We start from the raw sequence: 22,859 nt of genomic DNA, 5'->3' as shown, positions 1-22,859 counted from the left end.
TGTATGGATAAACTGGTGATAGAATAATCAAACATAAAACAATTGCTTATTTACGCATCGGTTTTGGTTTAAAAAGCACGCAATATGCGTGCTTTTTTTACGAGTGAACGTTTTGAATAACATTTTATTTTTGGGTTGAAATGTTGTTAAAGTGAGTGCTCAAACTTCTAGCAACACGCACAATCGTAAACTGAGCGATATAAATGAGGATTGAGCCTGTGCACGAATTTGGCTATGCTAGATAAGGGTGTGTAATAGCAAAGACATCACTATTTTTTTGGAGCACTGGGTTTGAACGTGCGTTTTCGTCGATATCGCTGGTTGGTGTGGCTCATGATGATCTTCATGAGTTGGAGCAGCTTTGCCATGGCATCGACAACGCTACAGCACGCATCACCTTCAAACCAAGACATGTCGCTGCAACATTTAAATCATTCGGCACATGATCATGGTGTCATGTCTGATTGTCATCAATCAGTGATGAAACATAGCCATGCCACACAGGCAACAGAAAAACCTGTCGCATCAGACTGTGCCAGTATCAATGATCATTCCAGTCAATCCTTTGCAGATTGCCAAAAATGTACACCATTACATTGTCAGATGATCAGTTGTGTCATGTTGGGCGAAATTCCCATAATCGCCTTGCCGACATCGTACACGCTGGTGTCGAGTACAGCCATAGACTATAGCTCAAATACTGAGAGTGGCTATCTCACAGATATTTTACGTCCTCCTAGAGCCTAATCTCGATTTAGATCTTTAACGTTACGCGTTTAATGTTTTTTAAATTTTGAGGTTAGTCATGAAATTAAAATTGCCAACCCTATGGTTTGCTGCAATGTATCTGGTGCTGTCCAGCGCGGCCAGTGCAGCGGTAAAAACCTATCATCTGACGATTGATCAACACAACATCAATCTCAATGGAAAATCAGTCAGTAAAATCACGGTAAATGGGCAGTTTCCAGCGCCGTTGCTGGAATTTAACGAAGGCGATGAGGCCGTCATCCATGTACACAACAACTTAAAGAAAGAACAAACCGCACTGCATTGGCATGGATTATTATTACCCGGCTTGATGGACGGCGTGCCGGGATTCAACGGATTTCAAGGGATTCGTCCGAATGGTGATTTCGTCTACCGTTTCCGTGTTCGTCAAAATGGCACCTATTGGTATCACGCTCACAGTAAGGGGCAAGAACAAGACGGACTCTATGGACCATTGATTATTTATCCAAAGCCAAGCCAGCATCAAGATGCAGCGCCTCCTGTGCAGCGTGACTATGTGGTAATGCTTTCAGATTCACATCCGACTCGTGGCGATCAGATTTTAAAAAATCTGAAGAAAGATGCAGAGTATTATCAAAACCGCCGTGAAACATGGTCGGATGTGTGGCAACAGGTGAAGCATGAAGGCGTGAAAGCCACGTGGCAAGATCGCAAAATGTGGAATCAGATGCGTATGCTGAAAACGGATTTGTCCGATGTGAGTGGTTATACTTTTCTGGTCAATGGCAAAGCACCAGACCAAAACTGGACCGGCCAATTTCTGCCAGGCGAACGTATTCGGTTGCGTTTTATCAATGCTGCAGCAATGTCATTTTTTGATGTACGGATTCCCAATTTAAAGATGACGGTCGTGGCTGCCGATGGTCAACCCGTTCAACCTGTATCGGTAGATGAATTTAGAATTGGTGCTGCCGAAACCTATGATGTCGTAGTACAACCTCAGCACGATGCCTATCAGATTCAGGCCGAATCGATTGACCGAACCGGATTTGCTTTAGCATCACTCATCAATAAAAATGCCACTCATCTTAAAGCTTTTCCTGCACCTGTGGCGCGGCCTCGCACTGTACTGACCATGCAAGACATGGGACACGCTCACATGAGTACACCTGCACAGGCACAAGACATGCATACCACTGAACATGATTCGATGCCGATGCAAGAAGATCATGCACACATGCAACACATGCCGATGGCCTCCATGGATCAGCAGCACGATTTACACATGCAGCATATGATGCAAAACGATGATACTCGTGTGCAGGGCTGGTCGAATGCCGCCACACCAAAGGGTATGAAAGCCCTCAGTTACGCCGATTTACGTGCTCGCACGCCACAGACAGATCTGCGTGCTCCAGATCGAGAAATTGAAATTCATTTAGGCGGTACGATGGAGCGTTATATCTGGACGATGAATGGACAAAAGTTTTCAGAGGCCAAGCCGCTTCAGGTCAAATATGGCGAGCGTGTTCGGCTGAAATTTATCAATGAGAGCATGATGGCGCATCCCATGCACTTACATGGCATGTTTGTACAACTTGAAAATGGTCAAGCACCTGAAAATCTTCCCAACAAGCACACCATTATTGTTCCTCCAGGGCAAACTGTGAGCGCACTTTTAACCGCAGATGAGGTGGGCGAGTGGGCCATTCACTGTCATTTGCTCTACCATATGTCGGCAGGCATGATGAATAAGCTGATTGTTGCGCATACCGATCAAAACTCAGATACAGCATCAAGTGCTTCATCTGTCGCGGAGCTTGTACCAACGCCATCACAAGGAGCTCATCATGCGCATCACTAAAATGACCTTGTGTATCTGCGCGGCGTTAGGCAGTACAGGAACGATTGCACAAACTTCAAATGAGCAGATGCATACCCATTCTCACGCTATCATGCCAATGCCAACGACCACTCTAAAAGATACACATCTTGCATATCAGGAGTCCGATGAAGCGCAACATCATCGCGATCAGCACGGCGGACAGTGGTATCAGGCCACACAAGTGGATACTCAGTGGATGGTAAATACCCACGGCAAAGGTGCAGTACAATCGGAACTGCGGAGTTGGTGGGGAACAGATGAAAACAAGCTGTATCTCAAGGCAGAACTTGAGAAAGAAGAATCTGAATCTGCTTCACGTAATATTTCTATGCGCTATAGCCGGATGATCTCTGATTTTTGGGATATTCAAACGGGCTTAAGGTATCGTGATGATGCATCGGAATTAGCAGATGAGACACTTGATGGCGTGATTGCACTACATGGACTGGCACCATACTTTTTTGAAACGGATCTCTCGCTGTTTATAGGCGCACATGGCTACACTGGCTTAAGCGTCGAAACCGAACGAGATGTGTTGCTGACGCAGAAGATTGTAATAAAACCGTATTTGAAAGCGGATATTGTGATCTCGGATCAATCGTCAGAAGCTGCTGAAACCGGTTTGAACGAGCTGAAAACCGGATTACAAACACGCTATGAAATTAACAAAAAAGTGATGCCATTCATTGATGTTGCATATCATTATAAGCAGCATCCCACAGCACTTTTTTCCGTTTCAGATCGAGCGTGGTGGTATGGTGCGGGCGTAACGTTTAAGTTTTAATGTAAGTTTTTTGAAATAAGCCGCTGATCAACGTATCAGCGGTCACCGATGTAATGCTCATGGTGCATAAATGAATTTAAAACAGCAGTATCAAACCAATCTGATTACCGATGCTTTGCTGCATTCGCTGCACACTCAATCACCATGTACTGTGATGTCTCAAGAATTATTGAATATTCCAGTCGATGACGATCTCAACCGTCAGTTTATGAGTTTTTATTATTTGCCTGAGCTCACCCCCGTGACTCAGCAGCAAATTAGAACGTGCTTGAATAATTTAGACCATGTGGGTTATGTCGAGCTTGATCAGCAAACCCATCACTTGGCAATTTATCATGATGGCCCCGTACAGCCTATTGAAGCGCATTTAAATCAAAATGGAATTCAATTGGTATTTCAGCAAACCCAGACCAATTATATCCCTGAGCCAATCGACTGGTCTTATATGCAGCGGCGTAATCAGATGATTAGCTGGTTGCTTAGTATTAATCTGGTGATGCTGATCGTGACGTTCCTCACCGGAGTGATTGCTTCTTCTACCGCGTTGATGGCGCTCGGGTTGATTCTACTGAGCGATGTGATGATCTATGCCATGATGCTCTTTGCGATTCAGGAAAAACAAGTCGGCTTATACAAACTCACCCGCGCAGGCGTGTATTTGCAATTGGGCTTAAGCCTGCTGTTGATGTTTGGTGTGGCCTTACAGATTGTGATGCGTCAATCCGCCATGTCGCAAATGGTGGTGCTCGTGGGGTTACTGGCGCTCCTTACCATGCTGGTGAATATGTGGTTATTGATACAGACCCACGCGGCCGAACTGGATTTAAACTGGAAAACATTACTGAGTTTTTATGAAGTGGTATTTAGTCTTGCGGTGGTGATTGCGGGTTTGCTGTGCCTTCAACTTAATTCGAACTGGCCGGATATTGTGATGACAGTGCTCATGGTGATGTTCTTGCTCAACCGTTCCCGCAAAGTGTTTCAGAAAAAAACCTCGTTTGTGATTCAGTAATTGATTTTGTTATGTACCAATAATGTGGGCTTTTGCTTTTTTAACGACCCATCCTATATTAAAGTATTTAAATTAAGGAGGAACGACCTCCCCCAGAGTGGGAAAATTATCAGGCCGACCTGATTATTCAATAAGGATGTAAGCATGGCTTGGTTGATTCTGATTCTTGCTGGTTTTTTTGAAGTGATATGGGCGTACTCGATGAAGCTCTCTGAAGGCTTTACCCGACTCGTGCCAAGCGTTGTAACGATCATTTTTATGCTGTTAAGCGTTATTTTACTCTCGATTTCAATGCGTACACTACCGCTTGGTACTGCCTATACCGTCTGGACAGGAATTGGTGCGATTGGCTCATTTGTATTGGGGATTTTTCTATTGCACGAGCCAGTGAGTGCCATGAGAATGCTCGCTGCTGTCTTAATTGTTTCGGGTTTGGTTCTTATGAAACTGTCTACACATTAAGCCCAATGAAGTAATTTAAACCGATTCAAGCTGGCAATTGACCATCCACTTTATCCCGAACTGATCGGTAAAGGCGCCATAAAGGGCACCCCAAAAGGTTTTCTGTAGTTGCGTCTCGATGTGTCCACCTGCCGAGAGTAAATTAAAAAGACGTCGTGCCTCGGTCTCATCGTGATCCAGATTAATCGAAATATAGTGATTATTGCCTTTGCTGAGTCCGCGCGAGTCTGCTGCACAGAATTGTTCATTGATATCAGATCCCATCAGCACGGTATAGGCATTGATGGGTAAAGAGACATGCAAAATCTGTTGACGTTGCAGATCGGAAAGCGACTGGGCGTCTTCGGCGGGGATATCCCCGTATCGAGTGAGTTGTGCAAAATGACCACCAAATACCGATTGATAAAAGATAAACGCGGCTTCGGTTTCACCAGCAAAGTTGAGATAGTGATTAAGCTGCATCGGTGTGATCCTAAACGATGATAATAATGTTTTTAATTTAGTCTCTTTTCAGCAAAAAACAGTATTTTTTATCGGAAAATACAAAAAAACTCCCGCTGAGGCGGGAGTCATCATCTATAGATTTTTAGTGTTTCAGAGCAGTTCAATGGCCACCGCGGTCGCTTCACCACCGCCAATACACAAGGCAGCAATACCTTTGCGTCCTCCGGTACGTTTCAGCGCATGAATCAGCGTCAGAATAATTCGTGAACCGGTAGAGCCTACAGGATGGCCGAGCGCACATGCACCACCGTGGATATTCACTTTTTCGGTGTCCAGTTTGAAATCATCAATCGCACACATGGTCACCATTGCAAAGGCTTCGTTAATTTCCCATAAATCGACTTCATCTGCTTGCCATCCAGCCTTGTCTAAAACTTTTGCAATCGCACCTACAGGGGCAATGGTAAACTCTGAAGGGTGCTGAGAGTTGGAAGCAGTCGCAACAATCTTGGCCAGTGGTTCAAGCCCGCGCTGCATAGCAAGCTCATGTGAGCATAAAACTAGAGCCGAAGCGCCATCTGAAATTGAGCTCGAATTGGCAGCGGTAATGGTGCCATCTTTTGCAAAAGCAGGCTTTAAACTCGGAATCTTATCAAGTTTGGCGTTCAGGGGTTGCTCGTCTTGTTCGACCACAACATCGCCTTTACGCGAAGTGACCGTGACAGGTACAATTTCATCCTTAAAATATCCAGCCTGAATAGCGGTTTGTGCACGTTGAAGCGAACGAATTGCGAAATCATCCATTTGTTGACGTGTGTAGTGACGCTGGCTGGCCATATCTTGAGCAAAAGAACCCATGAGCCGGCCAGTTTCGGCATCTTCCAAACCATCTAAAAACATATGATCTTTTACTTCGCCGTGCCCCATACGATAACCAGCGCGAGCTTTACTGAGTATGTAAGGTGCATTGCTCATTGATTCCATACCACCAGCTACTACAATTTGAGCGCTTCCCGCTTTGATCGCATCGGTGGCCTGCATCACGGCTTTCATGCCTGAACCACAAAGTTTGTTAATGGTCACAGCACCCGTTTGATCGGGTAAACCTGCTTGACGCATGGCTTGGCGCGCAGGCCCTTGTTTAAGACCAGCAGGGAGTACGCAGCCTAAAATGACTTCATCAACATCGTGAGGCGCTAAACCAGCACGGTGGATCGCTTCTTTAATGGTTACAGCACCCAACTCTGGCGCAGAAACTGAAGATAAAGCACCTTGAAAACCGCCCATAGCGGTACGTGCACCATTAACAATCACGACGTCTATCATGTTATTTACTCCAAGTTCGTTATTATGCGGTTGTATTTGATCGTGACAGCAGTATAGTCAAAATTTAAGCTGATACTGCTTGTGCAGACATCGGATAGCTAGACTGTCCAGTTCTCATGTTGGGCAATCGGCAAGGGTTTCGACACGAAAGTGCCCCATGCGGCTGATCACCAGACGTTTATGACTGACTTTTTGCGAACAATAAAAAAAGCTTCCATTTGATCCGATTGGCAAGCCACTTGCGGCCCGAAACATCAAATGGTTAGATTGCAAAGTGCCTTTCCAAGACAGCATGCCATAACGGGTATTCCAGTCTGTACTCGATAGCAGATCTTCATTGAGATCTCGCTGCCGGTTACGGTTTTGATCTAAAAATACAATAAAGCCCTTGCTCCAGTCATCGCTACAGGTTTGCTTGTCTATACTCGGGCAAAGCACAACGTTATGACGATACAGCACCGCATCGGACTTTGCTTTTTGTATGTGAATTGTGAGTGTTCTTGGGATATGGTTGGCTTCTTGAGTCGCCATAACATGCTGATAAGTCGGTACTCCGACACCAATTAAAATGCTTAAAACCGTGAGGGTAACGATAAATTCAATTAAACTAAAACCTAAAAAATTGTTATTCATAGTAAAGGAATGTCCATCATTTGTAGTTTTTTTCTTTTTTTAACAGTTGATTACCTTAAGCGTGTTGCAAAAATAAACGAATTGAAATATTTATTACCTAAGCGTTTTAATGCTGTTAAAATAAAGAAAGCGTGAAGAGTTGGTTATTCACAGAAATAAATTGAGTAAAAAGTTACCGAATTACAACGGAAATTGTAAGTAATTTTGTCAATAATTTACTTGATTAAAGTTATCAAGCACTTGGAAATCAGTTTAAGTGTTTGTATGATTCAACGTGAGTAGCTTAAAAATAAAACTGGGGTACAAAAATAGCTTATCTCAGGAAGCCAAATAAATTTTAGGCTGAGCTTGAACAACAAACAATTTGTTATCTCTGGAGGATATCCATGAAATTGAGTCGTATTGCACTTGCTACTATGCTTGTTGCTGCTCCACTAGCTGCTGCTAATGCTGGTGTTACAGTAACTCCATTATTACTTGGTTACACATTCCAAGACTCTCAACACAACAACGGCGGAAACAAAGGTGACCTAACGAATGGTCCTGAGCTTCAAGACGACTTGTTTGTTGGTGCAGCACTTGGTGTTGAATTAACTCCATGGTTAGGTTTCGAAGCTGAATATAACCAAGTTAAAGGTGATGTAGACGGTGCTCTAGCAGGTGCTGAATACAAACAACAACAAATCAACGGTAACTTCTACGTTACTTCTGATTTGATCACCAAAAACTATGACAGCAAAATCAAGCCATACGTATTACTAGGTGCTGGTCACTACAAGTATGATTTTGACGGTGTTCCACGCGGTGCGCGCGGTACAACTGAAGAAGGTACTTTGGGTAATGCAGGTGTTGGTGCGTTCTGGCGTTTGAACGATGCATTGTCTCTTCGTACTGAAGCGCGTGCAACTTACAACATCGATGAAGACTTCTGGAACTACACAGCACTTGCTGGTTTGAACGTTGTTCTTGGCGGTCACTTGAAGCCTGCTGCGCCTGTAGTAGAAGTTGCTCCAGTTGAGCCAACTCCAGTTCAACCTCAACCACAAGAGTTGACTGAAGATCTTAACATGGAACTTCGTGTATTCTTTGATACAAACAAATCAAACATCAAAGATCAATACAAGCCAGAAATCGCGAAAGTTGCTGAGAAATTGGTTGAATATCCAAATGCAACTGCTCGTATCGATGGTCACACAGACAACACTGGTCCACGTAAGTTGAACGAACGTTTGTCTTTGGCTCGTGCAAACTCTGTGAAGTCTTCACTTGTTAACGAATACAACATCGATCCAGCTCGTTTGACAACTCAAGGTTTTGCTTGGGATCAACCGATTGCTGACAACAGCACGAAAGAAGGCCGTGCGATGAACCGTCGTGTATTCGCTACGATCACTGGTAGCCGTACAGTAACTGTTCAGCCTGGTCAACAAGCTCAATAATCTGAGTTTGATCAAATAAAAAAGCAGCTCTTCGGAGCTGCTTTTTTTTGTCTGATTGAAATTAAATAATTCATAGTATTCACCTTAAAATTCGTTGTAATGCCCGTGTTTTAGCCATTGTTTGCTTTGTTTACGATCCCGGCGATGCTGTGTGCGCGGTTGTTCAGTTTCATGTAGGCCGCCTTTTTGAAGCAGTGGTGATAGTGCGACTTTATTTCTAGCCTGAATTTTAGATGCAGCTTTGAGTTTCATCATGCTTCCTATTGGAAATTAAAGATTTGTGTAAGTGACTAATACCTCGTACAAAGGATAAAAAACCCAGCGATTGCTGGGTTTCATTGACAGTGTGACGGATAATCGAGCTGTTGTCTACTCTGTTAAGTGACTAGCATTACAGATCTTTATCCGCTTTGACATTCATCTCTTGGTAAGTCACCAATTTAGTTTTGTATTTCCATTTGTAGCCTAACCAGATTGCCAAAAACAATGGGATACTAATATACGTTGAGAGTAATCCCATCCAGTCGATTTTGCCACCCAGAAGGGCTTGATAGTTTTGTCCTAAAATAATAATCGAACATAAAATAAAGGCAAACCACGGTGCAAATGGAAAAAATTTGGCTCGATAGGCTAAATCTTCAAGTTTATAACCTTGTGCAACATAGCCTTTACGGAAACGATAATGTGAAATCGCAATACCCAGCCAAACAATGAAGCCACACATGCCTGACATGTTGAGTAACCAGTTAAAGACTTCCTGTTGTCCAATAAATGTGGTTAGGAAACACAAAGCTGCAATGGCTGTAGTGGCATAAAGTGCATTCATTGGCACGCCACGACGGTCAAGTCGAGCAAACCATTTTGGCGCACGGCCTTCTTTGGCCATATCCCACAGCATGCGGGTAGAGGAGTACATACCCGAATTTCCAGCCGAAAGAATTGCAGTTAAAATCACTGCATTCATTAGACTTGCAGCAAAGGCAAATCCTGCTTTTTCATAGAGTAAGGTAAAAGGTGATAATGCAATATCTGAGCTATGCGCAGCTTGAAGCAGACGTGGATCGTCGTAGCTGACCAATGTGCCAATGATAAAAATACAGACCACATAAAACAGTAGAATTCGCCAGAAAATCTGTTTGATTGCAAGTGGAATAGTACGTTTTGGATCTTTAGATTCACCTGCCGCAACGCCGACCATCTCGGTTCCCTGAAATGAAAATCCAGCAATCATGGCCACACCAATCATCGCTTGCAAGCCGCCCACGAAAGGCGCGTCTTTGTATGTCCAGTTGCCAAAAGTGGCTATATTGGGTGTCAGCATGATTTTAATAATCATGGCCATCCCAATAATGATAAAGGCAATAATTGCGACCACTTTGACCATTGAAAACCAGAATTCACTTTCACCAAAACCCTTAACGGTCATGGCATTGATGGCAAAAATCACCACCAAGAAAATAGCACTCCAGTAAAATCCTGGAATGTCAGGGAACCAGAATTTCATAATCAACTGTACTGCCACCAGCTCAAAAGCTACGGTAATGGCCCAGTTATACCAGTAGTTCCAGCCCAGCGCGAAACCGAAGCCTTCTTCTACATAGCGGTTACCATAGGTAAAGAAAGCGCCTGAGGTTGGATTATGCGTTGCCAGTTCGCCTAGGCTGGTCATCAAAAAGTAAATCATGACGCCGATGAGCACGTAGGCCAGCAGGGCACCGCCAGGTCCCGCATTGGCAATAGTCGAGCCGGATGCAAGGAATAAACCTGTGCCAATTGAGCCACCAATGGCAATCATATTTAAATGACGAGCACCTAGCTTACGCTGGAGCTGATCAGGTTGAGTCGTTTCGCTCATGAAAATTCCTTACTTTCCTAAAGTTGCTTTGGCATAAAGCACCTTGAAGCCTTGTTGATCTGCTTTTATTTGACATTGGCCAAAGGCTTGTTCAATCAAAACGGGATAATTTAAAAAACGATTCGCCACGATCCACAATTCACCGTTTGCCTTCAAGTGTTTTTTGGCTGTTGTACACAGGCCTTCACTGGCGGCATAGTCGGTATGAATCCCTTGGTGAAAAGGTGGATTACTTACAATAGCATCCAAATCCGATGGTGCATCATGAATGCCCGTTACCGCACAAAGCTGTAACTGATCCGGATTGAGTCCATTTAGACGAAATGTCATCTCTGTAGAACATAGTGCGAATGCATCCACATCCATGGCGTAAATCTTGTTTTGCGGATTTAACTGCGCTAAAGATGCACTTAATACCCCTGCACCACATCCGAAGTCGGCAAGTTTACCCGATTTTATCTGTTCAAGATAAGGTAAAAGTACGGCTGTTCCGACATCAAGCTGACGCTGACTAAATACACCTGGTAATGCACAGACCGTGAGGCTATTTTGTGCAACTTCAACCGTATACTGTTGTACCCACTGTTCAAGAGGCTGCAATTGCTCGGTTTTGTCTATTTTAGTCTGCCAAAGCTGGCAATGTCGTGCACTGTCCAGTTTTATGGTCTTGCCATAATCGAGTAACTGTTTGGCAGCACGTTCTACCCCCCCTTTTTTTTCACCCACCAAAAAAATAGACTGGCCTTGAGTGAGGTGACTGACCACCACGTGCAAAATATAGCGCAGTAGTTCTTTAGATTTGGGAACAAAAATAATCACCTGATCGGGTGTAACCGAAGGAAAATGTACACCAAAACTGGTCACAATTGATTGCTGTTCAAAATATTGATGATCGGCAAAATTCCACGTCCAAACAGACGCTTGTGCGTGCTGATTCAGTTCATGGCATAAGCCATCGGCAGGCGGATTGATCAATAGCACCGTGCCAGAAAAATATTGATGCTGTCGAAGTACCACTTCACTGCGTGGATCCATCTTAATCTCTCATGAAGAACAAAGCCCAGTTCTCACTGGGCAAAATGTAAATACGATCTAAATTATTGTTTATGTTCAGGCAAAACAATATTTAGGATCAGTGCTGCAAGCCCACCAGTAGCCACGCCTGAACTAAAAATATTTTTAAACAATTCGGGTAAGTGTTCCAGAATTTGCGGTACTTGTGCAACACCTAAACCCAGTGCCAGTGAAATGGCAATAATCAGTAGGGCACGTCGATCTAAATGAATACCAGATAAAATATTAATACCTGATGCTGCCACCGCACCAAACATGACCATAACAGCTCCACCCAAAACCGCTTGCGGTACGGCTTGAATAATGCCCGCAACAGCAGGGAACAGTCCAAGTAAAATCAGCAGTACCGCAATCCAAATCCCAACATAGCGGCTGGCTACACCCGTGAGCTGAATCACGCCGTTGTTTTGTGCAAATACTGAGCTTGGAAAGGTATTAAACAGACCCGCCAGTAGCGAGTTGGCGCCATTAACCAGTACGCCACCTTTAATTCGTTGCATCCACTGTGGGCCATTGACCGCCTGATTTGAAATTTTACTGGTTGCGGTAATGTCACCGATGGCTTCAAGTGAAGTCACCAGATAAATAAACGCCATTGGAATAAACAGACTCCATGAAAAGCTTAGCCCAAAATGCATAGGCGTGGGAATCTGAACCAATGGTGTTTCATTTAAACCTGAAAAATTTAAATGACCCATAAAACCCGCAAGAATATATCCCACAATTAAAGCAATCAGGATGGCAGAACTCTTGATCCAGATCACCTGAATACGATTGAGAAGAATAATAATTGCCAACACTGTGCATGACATAATGAGGTTATCGCTGCTGGCAAAGGTCTGATCTTGCATGGCCTGATAACCACCGCCCATACTGATGAGGCCTTCTTTGATTAAGGTGAGTCCGATCAGTAACACCACAATACCAGTCACTAGCGGTGTAATCAGGGTTTTGATCCAAGGTAAAATACGCGACACACCCATTTCAATAAATGAGCCGGCAATCACCACACCAAAAATAGCAGCCATGACTTGATTGACAGGCGTACCGGCCGCCACCATAGCGCTACCAATCCCAATAATGGGGCCAATAAAGTTAAAACTGGTACCTTGCACGATCAAAAGACCAGCCCCTAAAGGGCCGACTTTTTTACATTGTAAAAATGTGGCAACGCCAGAAATTACCAATGACATCGACAAGATCATGTTGGTTTCTTCACGTGAAACCCCCAATGCCAGACAAATCAGCAAGCCTGGTGTCACAATCGGAACAATAATTGCGAGTAAATGTTGCAAAGCTGCCAAGAATGAGACAAACGGTGCAGGCCGATCATTCAAACTATACACAAGGTCGAGTTGATCGTTGTTTTTAAAGGGAAAATTGGAAGAATCAGACATGTAAAATCATCGGTCAGCTACGACAAGGTGGCGGTATTCTAATCGAGATGAGGGAAATAATAAAAGATAATAGACAAGAGGCGAAAAAAACGCGGCTATGTCAATAAACTGTCACTACTTTTATGTAGCATTTTTCTGTATAATTTGCCCTCAAGTTTTAGGCTTATCGAATTTTCATGTCAGATATCAAAAATCTCCGCAATATTGCAATTATTGCACACGTCGACCACGGGAAAACGACCCTTGTCGATAAACTTCTTCAACAATCAGGTGCACTTGGCGATCGCGCGGGTGAGATTGAGCGTGTCATGGACTCGAATGCGCTTGAGAGCGAGCGTGGTATTACCATTCTTGCAAAAAACACAGCAATCAAGTGGCTCGACAAACGTACCGACACCGAATACCGTATTAACATCGTAGACACCCCGGGACACGCCGACTTCGGTGGCGAAGTTGAACGTGTAATGTCGATGGTTGACTGCGTATTGTTGCTTGTTGACTCTCAAGAAGGCCCAATGCCACAAACGCGTTTCGTAACTCAAAAAGCGTTTGCACGTGGTTTGAAGCCAATCGTGATTATCAACAAAGTCGACAAGCCAAGCGCACGTTGTGACTGGGTGATCGATCAAGTATTTGACTTGTTTGATAACTTGGGTGCAACTGATGAGCAGTTGGACTTCCCAATTGTTTATGCATCTGGTCTTCGCGGTGTTGCAGGTCCTTCACCAGAAGAATTGGCTGAAGACATGACCCCGTTGTTTGAAACGATTGTAGACATCGTTGAACCACCAGCAGTTGATGTTGATGGTCCGTTCCAAATGCAAATTTCATCACTCGACTATAACAGCTTCGTAGGTGTAATTGGTGTTGGCCGTATTCAGCGCGGTTCAGTAAAAACCAACACACCTGTTACTGTGATTGATAAAGAAGGCAACACACGTAACGGTCGTATCTTAAAAATCATGGGTTACCATGGTCTTGAGCGTGTCGATGTAGATTCTGCATCTGCAGGTGACATCGTATGTATTACCGGTATTGATGCACTCAACATTTCAGACACCATTTGTGATCAGAAAAATGTTGAAGCGCTTCCACCATTGTCTGTTGATGAACCAACCGTATCGATGACTTTCCAAGTCAACAACTCACCGTTTGCTGGTAAAGAAGGTAAGTTCGTGACTTCACGTAACATTCGTGAACGTCTTGACCGCGAATTGATTCACAACGTTGCACTTCGTGTCGAAGACACAGACAGTCCAGACCGTTTCAAAGTATCTGGCCGTGGTGAACTTCACCTTTCAGTTTTAATTGAAAACATGCGTCGTGAAGGTTTCGAGTTGGGCGTATCGCGTCCACAAGTAATCATCAAAGAAATTGATGGCGAAAAACAAGAACCTTACGAAAACGTAACATTTGACGTAGAAGAACAGCATCAAGGCGCTGTGATGGAACAAATGGGCCATCGTAAAGGCGAAATGACCAATATGGAAGTTGACGGTAAAGGCCGTATCCGTATTGAAGCAACTGTTCCATCACGTGGTTTGATTGGTTTCCGTTCTGAATTCTTGACCATGACCTCTGGTACAGGAATCATGACGTCAAGCTTCTCTCATTATGGTCCTGTGAAACAAGGTACTGTTGCGAAGCGTCAAAACGGTGTATTGATTTCTATGGTTCAGGGAACTTGCTTGGGCTATGCATTGTTCAGCTTGCAAGACCGTGGTCGTTTGTTTGCTAAGCCACAGCTTGAAGTGTATGAAGGCATGATCGTGGGTATCAACTCACGTTCTGACGACATGGTGGTTAACCCAACCAAAGCGAAACAGTTAACCAACGTACGTGCGTCTGGTACAGATGATGCATTGACACTTACACCTGCAATTGAATACACGCTTGAACAAGCGCTTGAATTCATTGAAGATGACGAGCTAGTTGAAGTAACACCGAAGTCAATTCGTATCCGTAAGCGTTACTTGACTGAAAACGAACGTAAACGTAACCGCGCGTAATCGGCTCCGGCTCGATACAAGCAAGAAACTGCCAGCTCGTCTGGCAGTTTTTTTTATGTTTAAAACGCGGTGCTAAAAACGTTTTATGTAGTTGAAATGTGAAATAACTTTTGTTTTTGAAGTAAAAAACAGTAAATTAAAATCCATAACTGACATAAAAGCTGCATTCATTTTAAGAATGTCATTAAAAAACAACGCAGCATTAAAGTGCTGTCTGGAGATTTTTCATGAGTATTATTCAAGAATTTAAAGAATTTGCTGTTAAGGGCAATATGATTGATCTGGCCGTCGGGGTCATTATTGGTGGTGCATTTGGTAAGATTGTCGATTCTTTGGTAAAAGACGTGATAATGCCATTAATCACACTGATTACCGGAGGAGGCGTCGACTTCACCCAGAAGTTTATTGTACTCGGGAACAATCCTGAAAATCTGCAATCTTTAGATGCCTTGCAAAAAGCGGGGGTGAACGTGCTCACCTATGGTAATTTTATTACCATTTTGATCAACTTCCTGATTTTGGCATGGGTTGTATTTTTAATGGTGAAACTCATCAACCGTATGCGCCGTAAACAAGAGGCTGCGCCTGCTGCACCAGCACCGACACCAGAAGATATTGCGTTACTGCGCGAAATTCGTGACGAGTTAAGAAAGCGTCCAGAAGCTTAAATTCAACATCCTGTTTGAAAAACGGCACAAACAGTGCCGTTTTTTATGTACCAATTTTATTTGGCATGAATTTTTCTTATGAATTTGAGAAAATAACGATTCGTGCACATCATTTGAAATCCAGAGGATATTTTGGCAGTGAACAGACTTTTTGCTTATGGCACCTTGTGCCCAAACCGAGAAAACGCACACATTATGGCCAATATAGATGGAGTCTGGCAAAAGGCTTATGTTCGCGGCGTGATTCATACCTTGGATTGGGGGCCAGATCAAGGCTTGCCTGCGATTGTTCTGGATTCGGGCGCACCTCAGGTAGCAGGTTTCTTGTTTAGCAGTGATGAGCTAGACCAGCATTGGGATAGGTTAGACGAATTTGAGGGCTTTCAATATGAGCGTGTTCAGGTCGAGATTCAATTGGAAACTGGAGAAAAACTGGAGGCATGGACCTATCAGATGAATCAAAACGCGCGTAAATCTGCACATTGACAGATTATAACAAGGCCACGATGACGGATATGTGCCACGTGGCCGAGTTGCAGTGTTTAACGAAAATCAGTTCTAAATTTGATTTCCAGCAAATGAAAACCAAACTGACTTTTTATTGGGCCATGCAAAATGCGTTCGGCGGCGCTAAATACCAGTTTGTCTATTACTGGAACTAACTGACCCTTTTTGACTTCGCCGAGCTCTCCGCCGCGTTTGGCCGAATTACAGGTCGAGTATTGCTTGGCAATGTGATGAAAGTCTGCACCTTGCTGAATTTTCTTTTTCAGTTGCTCTGCAAGATCTTTGTCCTTCACTAAAATATGTCGCACAATTGCTGTTTGCATGAATTAACCTCTCTTGCGTCGTTTCGGGGCAGTACTGTTTAGCTTTAACGGCTGACACTGGGGACAAAATACACTGGCACGTTGTCCAAGCTTTATGTTTTCTAATGTGGTCTCACAGTTCACACACATTTCGCCTGCACGGCCATAGGCCAGCAGCGTTTGCTGAAAATAACCGTTTTCACCCATGGCATTGGTGTAGTCACGTAGTGTAGAGCCACCCAGTTGAATCGCATGACTCAAAATACGTTTAATTTCAACCACCAAGCCAGCGATTTGCTCACTCAATAAGGTATTGGCTGGCTGTGCCGGATGAATGCCCTGATTAAACAGGCTTTCGGTTGCATAGATATTGCCTACACCCACCACCACATGATTATCCATGATTGCAATTTTTATGCCGACTTGTTTGGTGCGAAGCTTTTCATATAAATAGTCTGCGTTAAAAGCATCGCTGAGCGGCTCTGGCCCAAGGGTATCAATCAGCTTTTTCTGATGCTCATCATTGAGCCACAAAATACAGCCAAAACGCCGTGGATCGTGATAACGCAACTCGGTGCCATCATCGAAAGTTAAAATCAGGTGATCGTGTTTGCGCAGTTCATCTTGAGCCGTACACAGCCGAAAACTGCCTGACATCCCTAAGTGCCAGAGCATCTGATCGGTTTCAAACTCAGCCAAGATATATTTCGAACGACGCTTGAGCGCACGAAGTTCTTGGCCCACCAAACGTGAAATATCGTCTGGAACTGCCCAGCGTAATCTGGAATCACGTACTGTCACAGACTGGACGCGATGATGTAGCAGGGGGAGTAAACTGGTTTTTGTCGTTTCGACTTCAGGTAATTCAGGCATTATCAGCTCAACTTATCAAACCGATGTTAATATGGGGACGATCCTGTCACTTGTAAAGGGCAGGACGCATGCTATGAGCCTGTTAAAGATAGGCTGATTTTTTATAGACGTCAAAATGTGGCGTATTTACATAAAGATCTGATCAGACATCGATAAAATCGTTTTTTATCGATATGATAGTCAGACATTCGTTGGGCTTTTAAAACTTTTCTTTTTGGGTAAAGATTTCAAGATAAGGATAAATGAATGCGTTTTTTACGATTCAATACGCTTTCTCACTGCATATTTTTAGCAACAGGTTTAGGGGCGACTGGCTCTGTTTGGGCACAAGATACCGCAGACAACCCGCTGACACTCCCAGTCATTCAGGTTGAAGCTACCCGTACTGGCACCACATATTTGCAAACACCCGCATCTATTTTTCGTGTCGATGCACCAGCGCAGCAGCAATCTGCACAAGTGAATCTCACCGAAGTGGTGAAAGGGATTCCAAGCCTGCAAATTAATAATCGTGAAAATTATGCACAAGATTTGCAGCTCTCAATGCGAGGCTTTGGTGCACGCTCAACTTTTGGTGTGCGCGGCATTCGTTTATATGTTGATGGTATTCCGGCCACTATGCCAGATGGTCAGGGTCAAACTTCCAATATCGACTTAAGCAGTTTGGATCACGTTGAAGTGCTCACTGGACCATTTTCATCTTTATATGGAAATTCTTCAGGTGGCACCATTTTAACCACCACCAAAGAAGGTCAGGGCAAAGATTCGATTGAGCTGGGATATTCTGGCGGCAGTCACGATAAAGGCCGTAGTGGCATTATTTTGCAAGGCGGTGCCAAAGCGCCGAACGAACCGAGTTATGTAATCAGTTCATCTTACTTCGACACAGACGGTTATCGTGACCACAGCGCAGCCCGAAAAGTATTGAACAACGCCAAACTGACTTGGAATCTAGATGATGGTTCAAAAATTAACTGGATTACCAATTATGTCAAAATCAATGCCGATGATCCGCAAGGCCTGACACGTGAGCAGTGGAAAGCCAATCCAAAACAGGTTAATGATGCCAATAATCTTTATGACGTGCGTAAAGAGATTGAGCAAACCCAAACCGGCCTCACGTGGACCAAACCCCTCAACGATCAAAATGAATTGTATATGATGGGATATCTGGGGAATCGTCAAGTCACACAATACCAGTCGATTCCTCAGTCTGCGCAAAACAACCCGCGACATGCTGGTGGTGTAATTGATTTTGACCGAAACTATTACGGTGCAGACCTTCGCTGGACCGGAAAAGAATTGCTTCCTCACACCACGCTGAGTGCGGGTGTGGCGCTGGATTTTATGGATGAAGATCGTAAAGGTTATGAAAACTATATCAAGGTCAATAATCAACCAAGCTACGGCGTAAAAGGAAAGTTACGCCGTGATGAAGACAATACGCTCTGGAATATCGACCCATATTTACAAGCCTCATGGCAGTTTTTACCGACTTGGCGCCTCGATACAGGGCTACGTTATAGCAACGTTCACTACAAATCAGATGATCAATATATTGTAGGTGTCAACGGCGATGACAGTGGCAAAACGGAATATTCGAAAGTATTGCCGTCTGCCGCCTTAAGCTGGCAAATTCAGCCTGAACTACTGGCTTATGTCAGTTATGCTAAAGGCTTTGAAACACCTACCTTTACCGAGATGGCGTATCGCCCGGATGGCTTGGGTGGATTTAACTTTGATTTAAATGCATCGACCAGCGATACCTATGAAGCAGGGCTAAAATCGCAAAACAGACTGGGTGATTTTACTTTGGCTGCATTTCAAACCAAAACCAAGGATGATATTGTCTCGGCAGGCAGTATCAACGGCCGTGCAACCTTTCGCAATGCCGATAAAACCTTACGTGAGGGGATTGAGCTGACGTGGAATAAAGCCCTCTGGCGTGATCTGGTGGCTACGGCCAGTTATGGTTATCTCGATGCGACCTTCGATGCCGATGTACCAGCACGTGGAAGCGTTGCTGCCATTACATCAGGCAATAAAATTCCGGGTATTGCAAAAAATCAGGGCTATCTGGGAATCACTTGGAAGCCTCAAACGGGCTTCTATGCAGGGCTCGATGCACAGTACAACGACAAAATTTATGTCGATGATAAAAATTCTGATACAGCACCAAGCTACACCGTTATGGCAGCCTATGCAGGTTACGTGTGGAATATGCAAGCATGGAAGGTCAATGTATTTGGACGAGTGGACAATTTACTTGACAAAGATTATGTCGGCTCTGTGATTGTAAACGATGGTAATGGGCGCTACTTTGAACCTGCCGACGGACGTAACTGGAGTGCGGGCATCCGCGTAGTCAAACAGTTCTAATCTGAGAGAGTAAGCACTAAAATGGCGAAGTTATTTGAAGCAATTCAGTTTGAAAGATTGAGTCTGAGCAACAAAATCGTGATTGCACCGATGTGTCAGTACTCTGCAACCGATCAGGGTGAAGTGACCTATTGGCACGAGCAGCAATGGGCAAACTATGCGCTATCGGGCGCCGGTTTATGCATTATCGAAGCCACGGCGGTACAGCCCGAAGGACGAATCAGTTATGCCGATCTGGGGCTTTGGAATGATGAGCAGCGTGATCAGATCAAAACTTTACTGAGCAAAGTCAAACAACTTTCGCCGATGCCGTTTGCCATTCAGTTGGCGCATGCTGGCCGTAAAGCCTCGACAGACAAGCCTTGGCAAGGGCGTGGTCAAATCCCTGAAAACGATCCGCACGGCTGGCAAACGGTTGCACCGAGCAGTATTGGTTTTGGTGAGCACGATGCGCCGCCTCAAGCTCTTTCACTCGAGCAAATCCAGCAAATCAAAGACGATTTTGTGGCTGCTGCACATCGTGCGGTGGAAGCGGGATTTGATTTGATTGAGTTGCATGCAGCACATGGGTATCTGTTGCACCAGTTTATGTCGCCATTGTCTAATTTACGAGATGATGAATACGGCGGTTCATCTGAAAACCGTATCCGTCTGACACTCGAGGTGCTTCAGGCCGTCAAGGCGGTGGTACCTGAAGGATATCCGGTGGGTGTGCGCATTTCCGCAACCGACTGGATGTCTACCGAGAGCTGGGATATCGAATCCAGTGTCGGTTTGTCAGAGGCGCTTGAGCAATTAGGCGCAGCATATATTCATGTTTCGAGCGGTGGTTTACACCGTATGCAACAGATTAATGTAGGCACCAATTATCAGGTTCCTTTTGCAGCGCAAATTAAGCAAAAAGTTGCAATTCCAGTGATTGCGGTGGGCTTGATTACCGAGCCAGATCAGGCCGAAGCCATTTTACAAAATGCCGAAGCCGATGCCATAGCACTTGCCCGTGCCATTCAGTACGATCCACGCTGGCCATGGCATGCAGCGGCAGCCTTAGGTGCCGAGATTGAAATCTCACCACAGTATCTGCGTTGTCAGCCGCATGGTCTTAAGCAGCTTTTTAAACCGTTTCAACATTAATCATTTGAAAAGACGCAATTCAATTGCGTCTTTTTTTAGTTTTTAACGCAAGGAATCCCGTCGTGGTTGTTCAGGTCATTGTTCCGATTTTTCTGCTATTACTTGCAGGCTATATCAGCGTCTCCATTCGCCTGATTACGCCTGAGCAAATCAAGGCACTCAGTGCGTTTATTATCAAAATCGCCCTACCTGCATTTTTGTTATTTGCGCTATCGAACAAAACCTTAAACGACATCTGGCATCCGTCTTATTTTTTAGCCTATGGCGGTGGTTCCTTGGTAATTTTTGCCTTGGCTTTTTGTTTTTATCGTTACTTTTTTACTTATTCGCTCACCCCGACAGCAGTGATGGCCATGGGGGCTTCAATGTCAAATACCGGGTTTATTGGTACCGCTGTTTTGACCATGCTGATTGGTTCGCATGCTGCCATCTATATTTCGCTTACCCTGATTTTAGAAAATCTGTTGATTCTGGCTTTGGTATTGGCCTTGGCCGAAGCGGGGATGCAAGAAAAACAGGCAATTTTTCCATTGGTGATCAAAACGGCAAAAAGCCTACTCAAAAACCCAGTCATTATTGCAATTATTTTGGGAATGAGCTGTATTTTGCTCGATTTGAGACTTCCGGCACTTCTGAATCAATCATTGGAGTTACTTGGAAAAACGGCGTCGCCTCTGGCATTATTTGCAATTGGTGGCAGTTTGGTCGGCATGGGAATTAAAGCCTTAAACCTGCAAAGTGCACTTTTGGTCGGTATGAAAGTGCTACTCATGCCGCTGCTTATTTTTAGCTTGCTTAGTATTTTGCCTAATGTCAGTGAAGAAATGCTGCATGCCGGAACCATTTTGGCCGCTTTGCCCATGCCGATCGCCTTTGGTATATTCGGGCAAGCCTACGGACTCAATGAACGCGCGCTCACGCCGCTTATGCTCAGTACAGTTATTGGCTTTATAGGGGTGAGCATGCTGATTATCTTGTGGTGGTAGAATCACATTTGCCCGATACAATCGGGCAAAGTGACACACATTGTTAGCTTTTACTTTTTGCCGCTGGCGCTTTGGCTTTTTCGGCAATCAGTTTATTTACTGCTGCCAGAGATTCTTTAGCTTGAGGCACATTTTCTTGCGCCAGCGCGGTAAAGATTTTTTTGGCTTCATCTAGATTTTGCGGCACAATGTTGCCATTGGCCATCATATTGCCCACCGCCATCAAGGCCGGAACATAGCCTTTTTTGGCCAGTGTTTCGATGGTACTCAAGCCCGATTTAACGGTCGCTTCATTTTTGGTTTTAAAGCCCTGACTGATGTCGTAGATGGCTTTAAGGTGCATGGCACGGTAATTATTTTGCTTGATCAGCGGATTGAGTTTTTGCAAAGCAAGCTGATCTGACGCCGGTTTATTCTCTGCAAAGAGTAATACCGCCAGCTCCACCGTTGCTTCATCAAAGCCAGCATTCGATGCTTTTTCTAGATACTGGCGTGATTTCTGAGCGTCCTTCGCTACGCCCAAATCACCAATCGAATAAATCTGGGCCAGTCGATAAGTGGCAACTGAATAGCCCTTGTTCGATGCTTCTTCATAATAGCGTAAGGCTTTTTTCGGATCTTTGCTGGTCCCTTGGCCCAGTTCGGTCATAAAGCCTAAATTATAAATGGCCTGCGCATTACCAGTTTTGGCCAGACGGTCAATTTCCTGATAAGCCGCTGGATAATTTTTTTGATTATAAAGCTGTTCTGCTTTTTCAAACGGGGTGTTTTGTGCAGGATTACTGCCTTGGGCTTGCGGTGCGGTTGCTGCAAAACTCACTGTAGTCGATAGTGCCACAACAAGGGCAAGAAGCTGTTTTTTCATGTACCAAAATCCTAATGCTTACTCATATCATTCCGTTGATGAGTATTTGTGTTTTGTGATCTAGTTCATATTAAGTAATTTATGCCGAATGTAAAT

The 22,859-nt window shown here is 44.3% G+C and carries 22 protein-coding genes; 12 read left to right on the top strand and 10 right to left on the bottom strand.

What is annotated here, in order from left to right:
• The first annotated feature begins 297 nt into the window (after window positions 1-297).
• From L2096_RS07970 to L2096_RS07950, 5 genes are all read left to right on the top strand, one after another.
• Window positions 298-747, top strand: a complete 450-nt coding sequence (locus L2096_RS07970; RefSeq protein ID WP_250365201.1) for a hypothetical protein — start codon at window positions 298-300, stop codon at window positions 745-747.
• A gap of 58 nt (window positions 748-805) precedes the next feature.
• Entirely contained in the window at window positions 806-2,593 is a 1,788-nt protein-coding gene (locus L2096_RS07965) for a copper resistance system multicopper oxidase (protein WP_250365200.1), read from the top strand.
• Window positions 2,580-3,398 (top strand): copper resistance protein B, encoded by an 819-nt coding sequence (locus tag L2096_RS07960; RefSeq protein WP_250365199.1) that lies wholly within the window; start codon window positions 2,580-2,582, stop codon window positions 3,396-3,398. The genes L2096_RS07965 and L2096_RS07960 overlap by 14 nt, the downstream gene beginning before the upstream one ends.
• A 70-nt stretch (window positions 3,399-3,468) precedes the next feature.
• Window positions 3,469-4,410, top strand: coding sequence for a hypothetical protein (locus L2096_RS07955; protein WP_004934920.1), 942 nt, complete (start codon window positions 3,469-3,471; stop codon window positions 4,408-4,410).
• A 144-nt stretch (window positions 4,411-4,554) separates the two neighbouring features.
• The gene (locus L2096_RS07950; protein WP_004934921.1) at window positions 4,555-4,872 is read left to right on the top strand and encodes a DMT family transporter; all 318 of its coding nucleotides are present in this window, start codon (window positions 4,555-4,557) and stop codon (window positions 4,870-4,872) included.
• Window positions 4,873-4,887: 15 nt separating this feature from the next.
• On the opposite strand, the gene L2096_RS07945 is transcribed toward L2096_RS07950, so the two are convergent.
• The 3 genes from L2096_RS07945 to L2096_RS07935 all read right to left on the bottom strand — a co-directional run bounded on the left by L2096_RS07945 (window position 4,888) and on the right by L2096_RS07935 (window position 7,275).
• Complete coding sequence (locus L2096_RS07945) at window positions 4,888-5,334, bottom strand: VOC family protein (RefSeq protein WP_119025411.1); 447 nt, start codon at window positions 5,332-5,334, stop codon at window positions 4,888-4,890.
• 132 nt (window positions 5,335-5,466) lie between these two features.
• Window positions 5,467-6,642 carry a thiolase family protein gene (locus L2096_RS07940; protein ID WP_250365198.1) on the bottom strand — a complete coding sequence of 392 codons (1,176 nt, stop codon included), beginning with the start codon at window positions 6,640-6,642 and terminating at the stop codon, window positions 5,467-5,469.
• Window positions 6,643-6,756: 114 nt separating this feature from the next.
• Window positions 6,757-7,275 carry a GspH/FimT family pseudopilin gene (locus L2096_RS07935; protein WP_250365197.1) on the bottom strand — a complete coding sequence of 173 codons (519 nt, stop codon included), beginning with the start codon at window positions 7,273-7,275 and terminating at the stop codon, window positions 6,757-6,759.
• A 386-nt stretch (window positions 7,276-7,661) separates the two neighbouring features.
• Between L2096_RS07935 and omp38 the strand changes: the two genes are divergently transcribed.
• The gene (omp38, locus tag L2096_RS07930; protein WP_004934932.1) at window positions 7,662-8,714 is read left to right on the top strand and encodes an outer membrane protein Omp38; all 1,053 of its coding nucleotides are present in this window, start codon (window positions 7,662-7,664) and stop codon (window positions 8,712-8,714) included.
• A gap of 84 nt (window positions 8,715-8,798) precedes the next feature.
• Here omp38 and L2096_RS07925 read toward each other — a convergent pair whose 3' ends face one another.
• From L2096_RS07925 to L2096_RS07910, 4 genes are all read right to left on the bottom strand, one after another.
• Window positions 8,799-8,966 carry a hypothetical protein gene (locus L2096_RS07925; RefSeq protein WP_004934934.1) on the bottom strand — a complete coding sequence of 56 codons (168 nt, stop codon included), beginning with the start codon at window positions 8,964-8,966 and terminating at the stop codon, window positions 8,799-8,801.
• A 139-nt stretch (window positions 8,967-9,105) separates the two neighbouring features.
• Window positions 9,106-10,569, bottom strand: a complete 1,464-nt coding sequence (locus L2096_RS07920) for an amino acid permease (protein WP_004945517.1) — start codon at window positions 10,567-10,569, stop codon at window positions 9,106-9,108.
• Window positions 10,570-10,578: 9 nt separating this feature from the next.
• On the bottom strand, window positions 10,579-11,604 hold the full coding sequence (locus tag L2096_RS07915) for a methyltransferase (RefSeq protein WP_218262170.1): 1,026 nt from the start codon (window positions 11,602-11,604) through the stop codon (window positions 10,579-10,581).
• 62 nt (window positions 11,605-11,666) lie between these two features.
• Window positions 11,667-13,040: a uracil-xanthine permease family protein gene (locus L2096_RS07910; RefSeq protein WP_250365196.1), complete on the bottom strand. Its 1,374-nt coding sequence runs from the start codon at window positions 13,038-13,040 to the stop codon at window positions 11,667-11,669.
• 176 nt (window positions 13,041-13,216) lie between these two features.
• Between L2096_RS07910 and typA the strand changes: the two genes are divergently transcribed.
• From typA to L2096_RS07895, 3 genes are all read left to right on the top strand, one after another.
• Entirely contained in the window at window positions 13,217-15,049 is a 1,833-nt protein-coding gene (typA, locus tag L2096_RS07905) for a translational GTPase TypA (protein ID WP_004934944.1), read from the top strand.
• A 227-nt stretch (window positions 15,050-15,276) separates the two neighbouring features.
• The gene (gene mscL, locus L2096_RS07900) at window positions 15,277-15,717 is read left to right on the top strand and encodes a large conductance mechanosensitive channel protein MscL (protein WP_250365195.1); all 441 of its coding nucleotides are present in this window, start codon (window positions 15,277-15,279) and stop codon (window positions 15,715-15,717) included.
• A 138-nt stretch (window positions 15,718-15,855) separates the two neighbouring features.
• Window positions 15,856-16,203 carry a gamma-glutamylcyclotransferase family protein gene (locus tag L2096_RS07895; protein WP_004945525.1) on the top strand — a complete coding sequence of 116 codons (348 nt, stop codon included), beginning with the start codon at window positions 15,856-15,858 and terminating at the stop codon, window positions 16,201-16,203.
• A 56-nt stretch (window positions 16,204-16,259) separates the two neighbouring features.
• Here L2096_RS07895 and L2096_RS07890 read toward each other — a convergent pair whose 3' ends face one another.
• Both L2096_RS07890 and mutM read right to left on the bottom strand, forming a co-directional pair.
• The gene (locus L2096_RS07890; RefSeq protein WP_004934954.1) at window positions 16,260-16,547 is read right to left on the bottom strand and encodes a peptidylprolyl isomerase; all 288 of its coding nucleotides are present in this window, start codon (window positions 16,545-16,547) and stop codon (window positions 16,260-16,262) included.
• Between the two features lie 3 nt (window positions 16,548-16,550).
• The gene (mutM, locus tag L2096_RS07885; RefSeq protein ID WP_250365194.1) at window positions 16,551-17,399 is read right to left on the bottom strand and encodes a bifunctional DNA-formamidopyrimidine glycosylase/DNA-(apurinic or apyrimidinic site) lyase; all 849 of its coding nucleotides are present in this window, start codon (window positions 17,397-17,399) and stop codon (window positions 16,551-16,553) included.
• Between the two features lie 246 nt (window positions 17,400-17,645).
• On the opposite strand from mutM, the gene L2096_RS07880 reads away from it, so the two are divergent.
• From L2096_RS07880 to L2096_RS07870, 3 genes are all read left to right on the top strand, one after another.
• Entirely contained in the window at window positions 17,646-19,778 is a 2,133-nt protein-coding gene (locus L2096_RS07880; RefSeq protein WP_250365193.1) for a TonB-dependent receptor family protein, read from the top strand.
• Window positions 19,779-19,799: 21 nt separating this feature from the next.
• Window positions 19,800-20,912 (top strand): NADH:flavin oxidoreductase/NADH oxidase, encoded by a 1,113-nt coding sequence (locus tag L2096_RS07875; protein ID WP_250365192.1) that lies wholly within the window; start codon window positions 19,800-19,802, stop codon window positions 20,910-20,912.
• Between the two features lie 62 nt (window positions 20,913-20,974).
• Window positions 20,975-21,898 carry an AEC family transporter gene (locus L2096_RS07870; protein WP_076032985.1) on the top strand — a complete coding sequence of 308 codons (924 nt, stop codon included), beginning with the start codon at window positions 20,975-20,977 and terminating at the stop codon, window positions 21,896-21,898.
• Between the two features lie 43 nt (window positions 21,899-21,941).
• Here the strand turns inward: L2096_RS07870 and L2096_RS07865 are convergent, their stop codons facing one another.
• Window positions 21,942-22,763, bottom strand: coding sequence for a tetratricopeptide repeat protein (locus L2096_RS07865; protein WP_250365191.1), 822 nt, complete (start codon window positions 22,761-22,763; stop codon window positions 21,942-21,944).
• Window positions 22,764-22,859 lie beyond the last annotated feature (96 nt).

This window comes from Acinetobacter sp. ACZLY 512 (assembly GCF_023614015.1).
Classification (GTDB): domain Bacteria; phylum Pseudomonadota; class Gammaproteobacteria; order Pseudomonadales; family Moraxellaceae; genus Acinetobacter; species Acinetobacter soli.
The sequence above is the reverse complement of the archived record's forward strand: the minus strand, read 5'-3'. Positions and strand labels throughout refer to the sequence as shown.

Excerpts from the sequence above, each read along its gene's own strand:
- L2096_RS07965 (WP_250365200.1), top strand. The coding sequence starts at position 806 with ATGAAATTAAAATTGCCAACCCTATGGTTTGCTGCAATGTATCTGGTG.
- L2096_RS07960 (WP_250365199.1), top strand. The coding sequence starts at position 2,580 with ATGCGCATCACTAAAATGACCTTGTGTATCTGCGCGGCGTTAGGCAGT.
- L2096_RS07955 (WP_004934920.1), top strand. The coding sequence starts at position 3,469 with ATGAATTTAAAACAGCAGTATCAAACCAATCTGATTACCGATGCTTTG.
- L2096_RS07950 (WP_004934921.1), top strand. The coding sequence starts at position 4,555 with ATGGCTTGGTTGATTCTGATTCTTGCTGGTTTTTTTGAAGTGATATGG.
- L2096_RS07945 (WP_119025411.1), bottom strand. The coding sequence starts at position 5,334 with ATGCAGCTTAATCACTATCTCAACTTTGCTGGTGAAACCGAAGCCGCG.
- L2096_RS07940 (WP_250365198.1), bottom strand. The coding sequence starts at position 6,642 with ATGATAGACGTCGTGATTGTTAATGGTGCACGTACCGCTATGGGCGGT.
- L2096_RS07935 (WP_250365197.1), bottom strand. The coding sequence starts at position 7,275 with ATGAATAACAATTTTTTAGGTTTTAGTTTAATTGAATTTATCGTTACC.
- omp38 (WP_004934932.1), top strand. The coding sequence starts at position 7,662 with ATGAAATTGAGTCGTATTGCACTTGCTACTATGCTTGTTGCTGCTCCA.
- L2096_RS07925 (WP_004934934.1), bottom strand. The coding sequence starts at position 8,966 with ATGAAACTCAAAGCTGCATCTAAAATTCAGGCTAGAAATAAAGTCGCA.
- L2096_RS07920 (WP_004945517.1), bottom strand. The coding sequence starts at position 10,569 with ATGAGCGAAACGACTCAACCTGATCAGCTCCAGCGTAAGCTAGGTGCT.
- L2096_RS07915 (WP_218262170.1), bottom strand. The coding sequence starts at position 11,604 with ATGGATCCACGCAGTGAAGTGGTACTTCGACAGCATCAATATTTTTCT.
- L2096_RS07910 (WP_250365196.1), bottom strand. The coding sequence starts at position 13,040 with ATGTCTGATTCTTCCAATTTTCCCTTTAAAAACAACGATCAACTCGAC.
- typA (WP_004934944.1), top strand. The coding sequence starts at position 13,217 with ATGTCAGATATCAAAAATCTCCGCAATATTGCAATTATTGCACACGTC.
- mscL (WP_250365195.1), top strand. The coding sequence starts at position 15,277 with ATGAGTATTATTCAAGAATTTAAAGAATTTGCTGTTAAGGGCAATATG.
- L2096_RS07890 (WP_004934954.1), bottom strand. The coding sequence starts at position 16,547 with ATGCAAACAGCAATTGTGCGACATATTTTAGTGAAGGACAAAGATCTT.
- mutM (WP_250365194.1), bottom strand. The coding sequence starts at position 17,399 with ATGCCTGAATTACCTGAAGTCGAAACGACAAAAACCAGTTTACTCCCC.
- L2096_RS07880 (WP_250365193.1), top strand. The coding sequence starts at position 17,646 with ATGCGTTTTTTACGATTCAATACGCTTTCTCACTGCATATTTTTAGCA.
- L2096_RS07875 (WP_250365192.1), top strand. The coding sequence starts at position 19,800 with ATGGCGAAGTTATTTGAAGCAATTCAGTTTGAAAGATTGAGTCTGAGC.
- L2096_RS07865 (WP_250365191.1), bottom strand. The coding sequence starts at position 22,763 with ATGAAAAAACAGCTTCTTGCCCTTGTTGTGGCACTATCGACTACAGTG.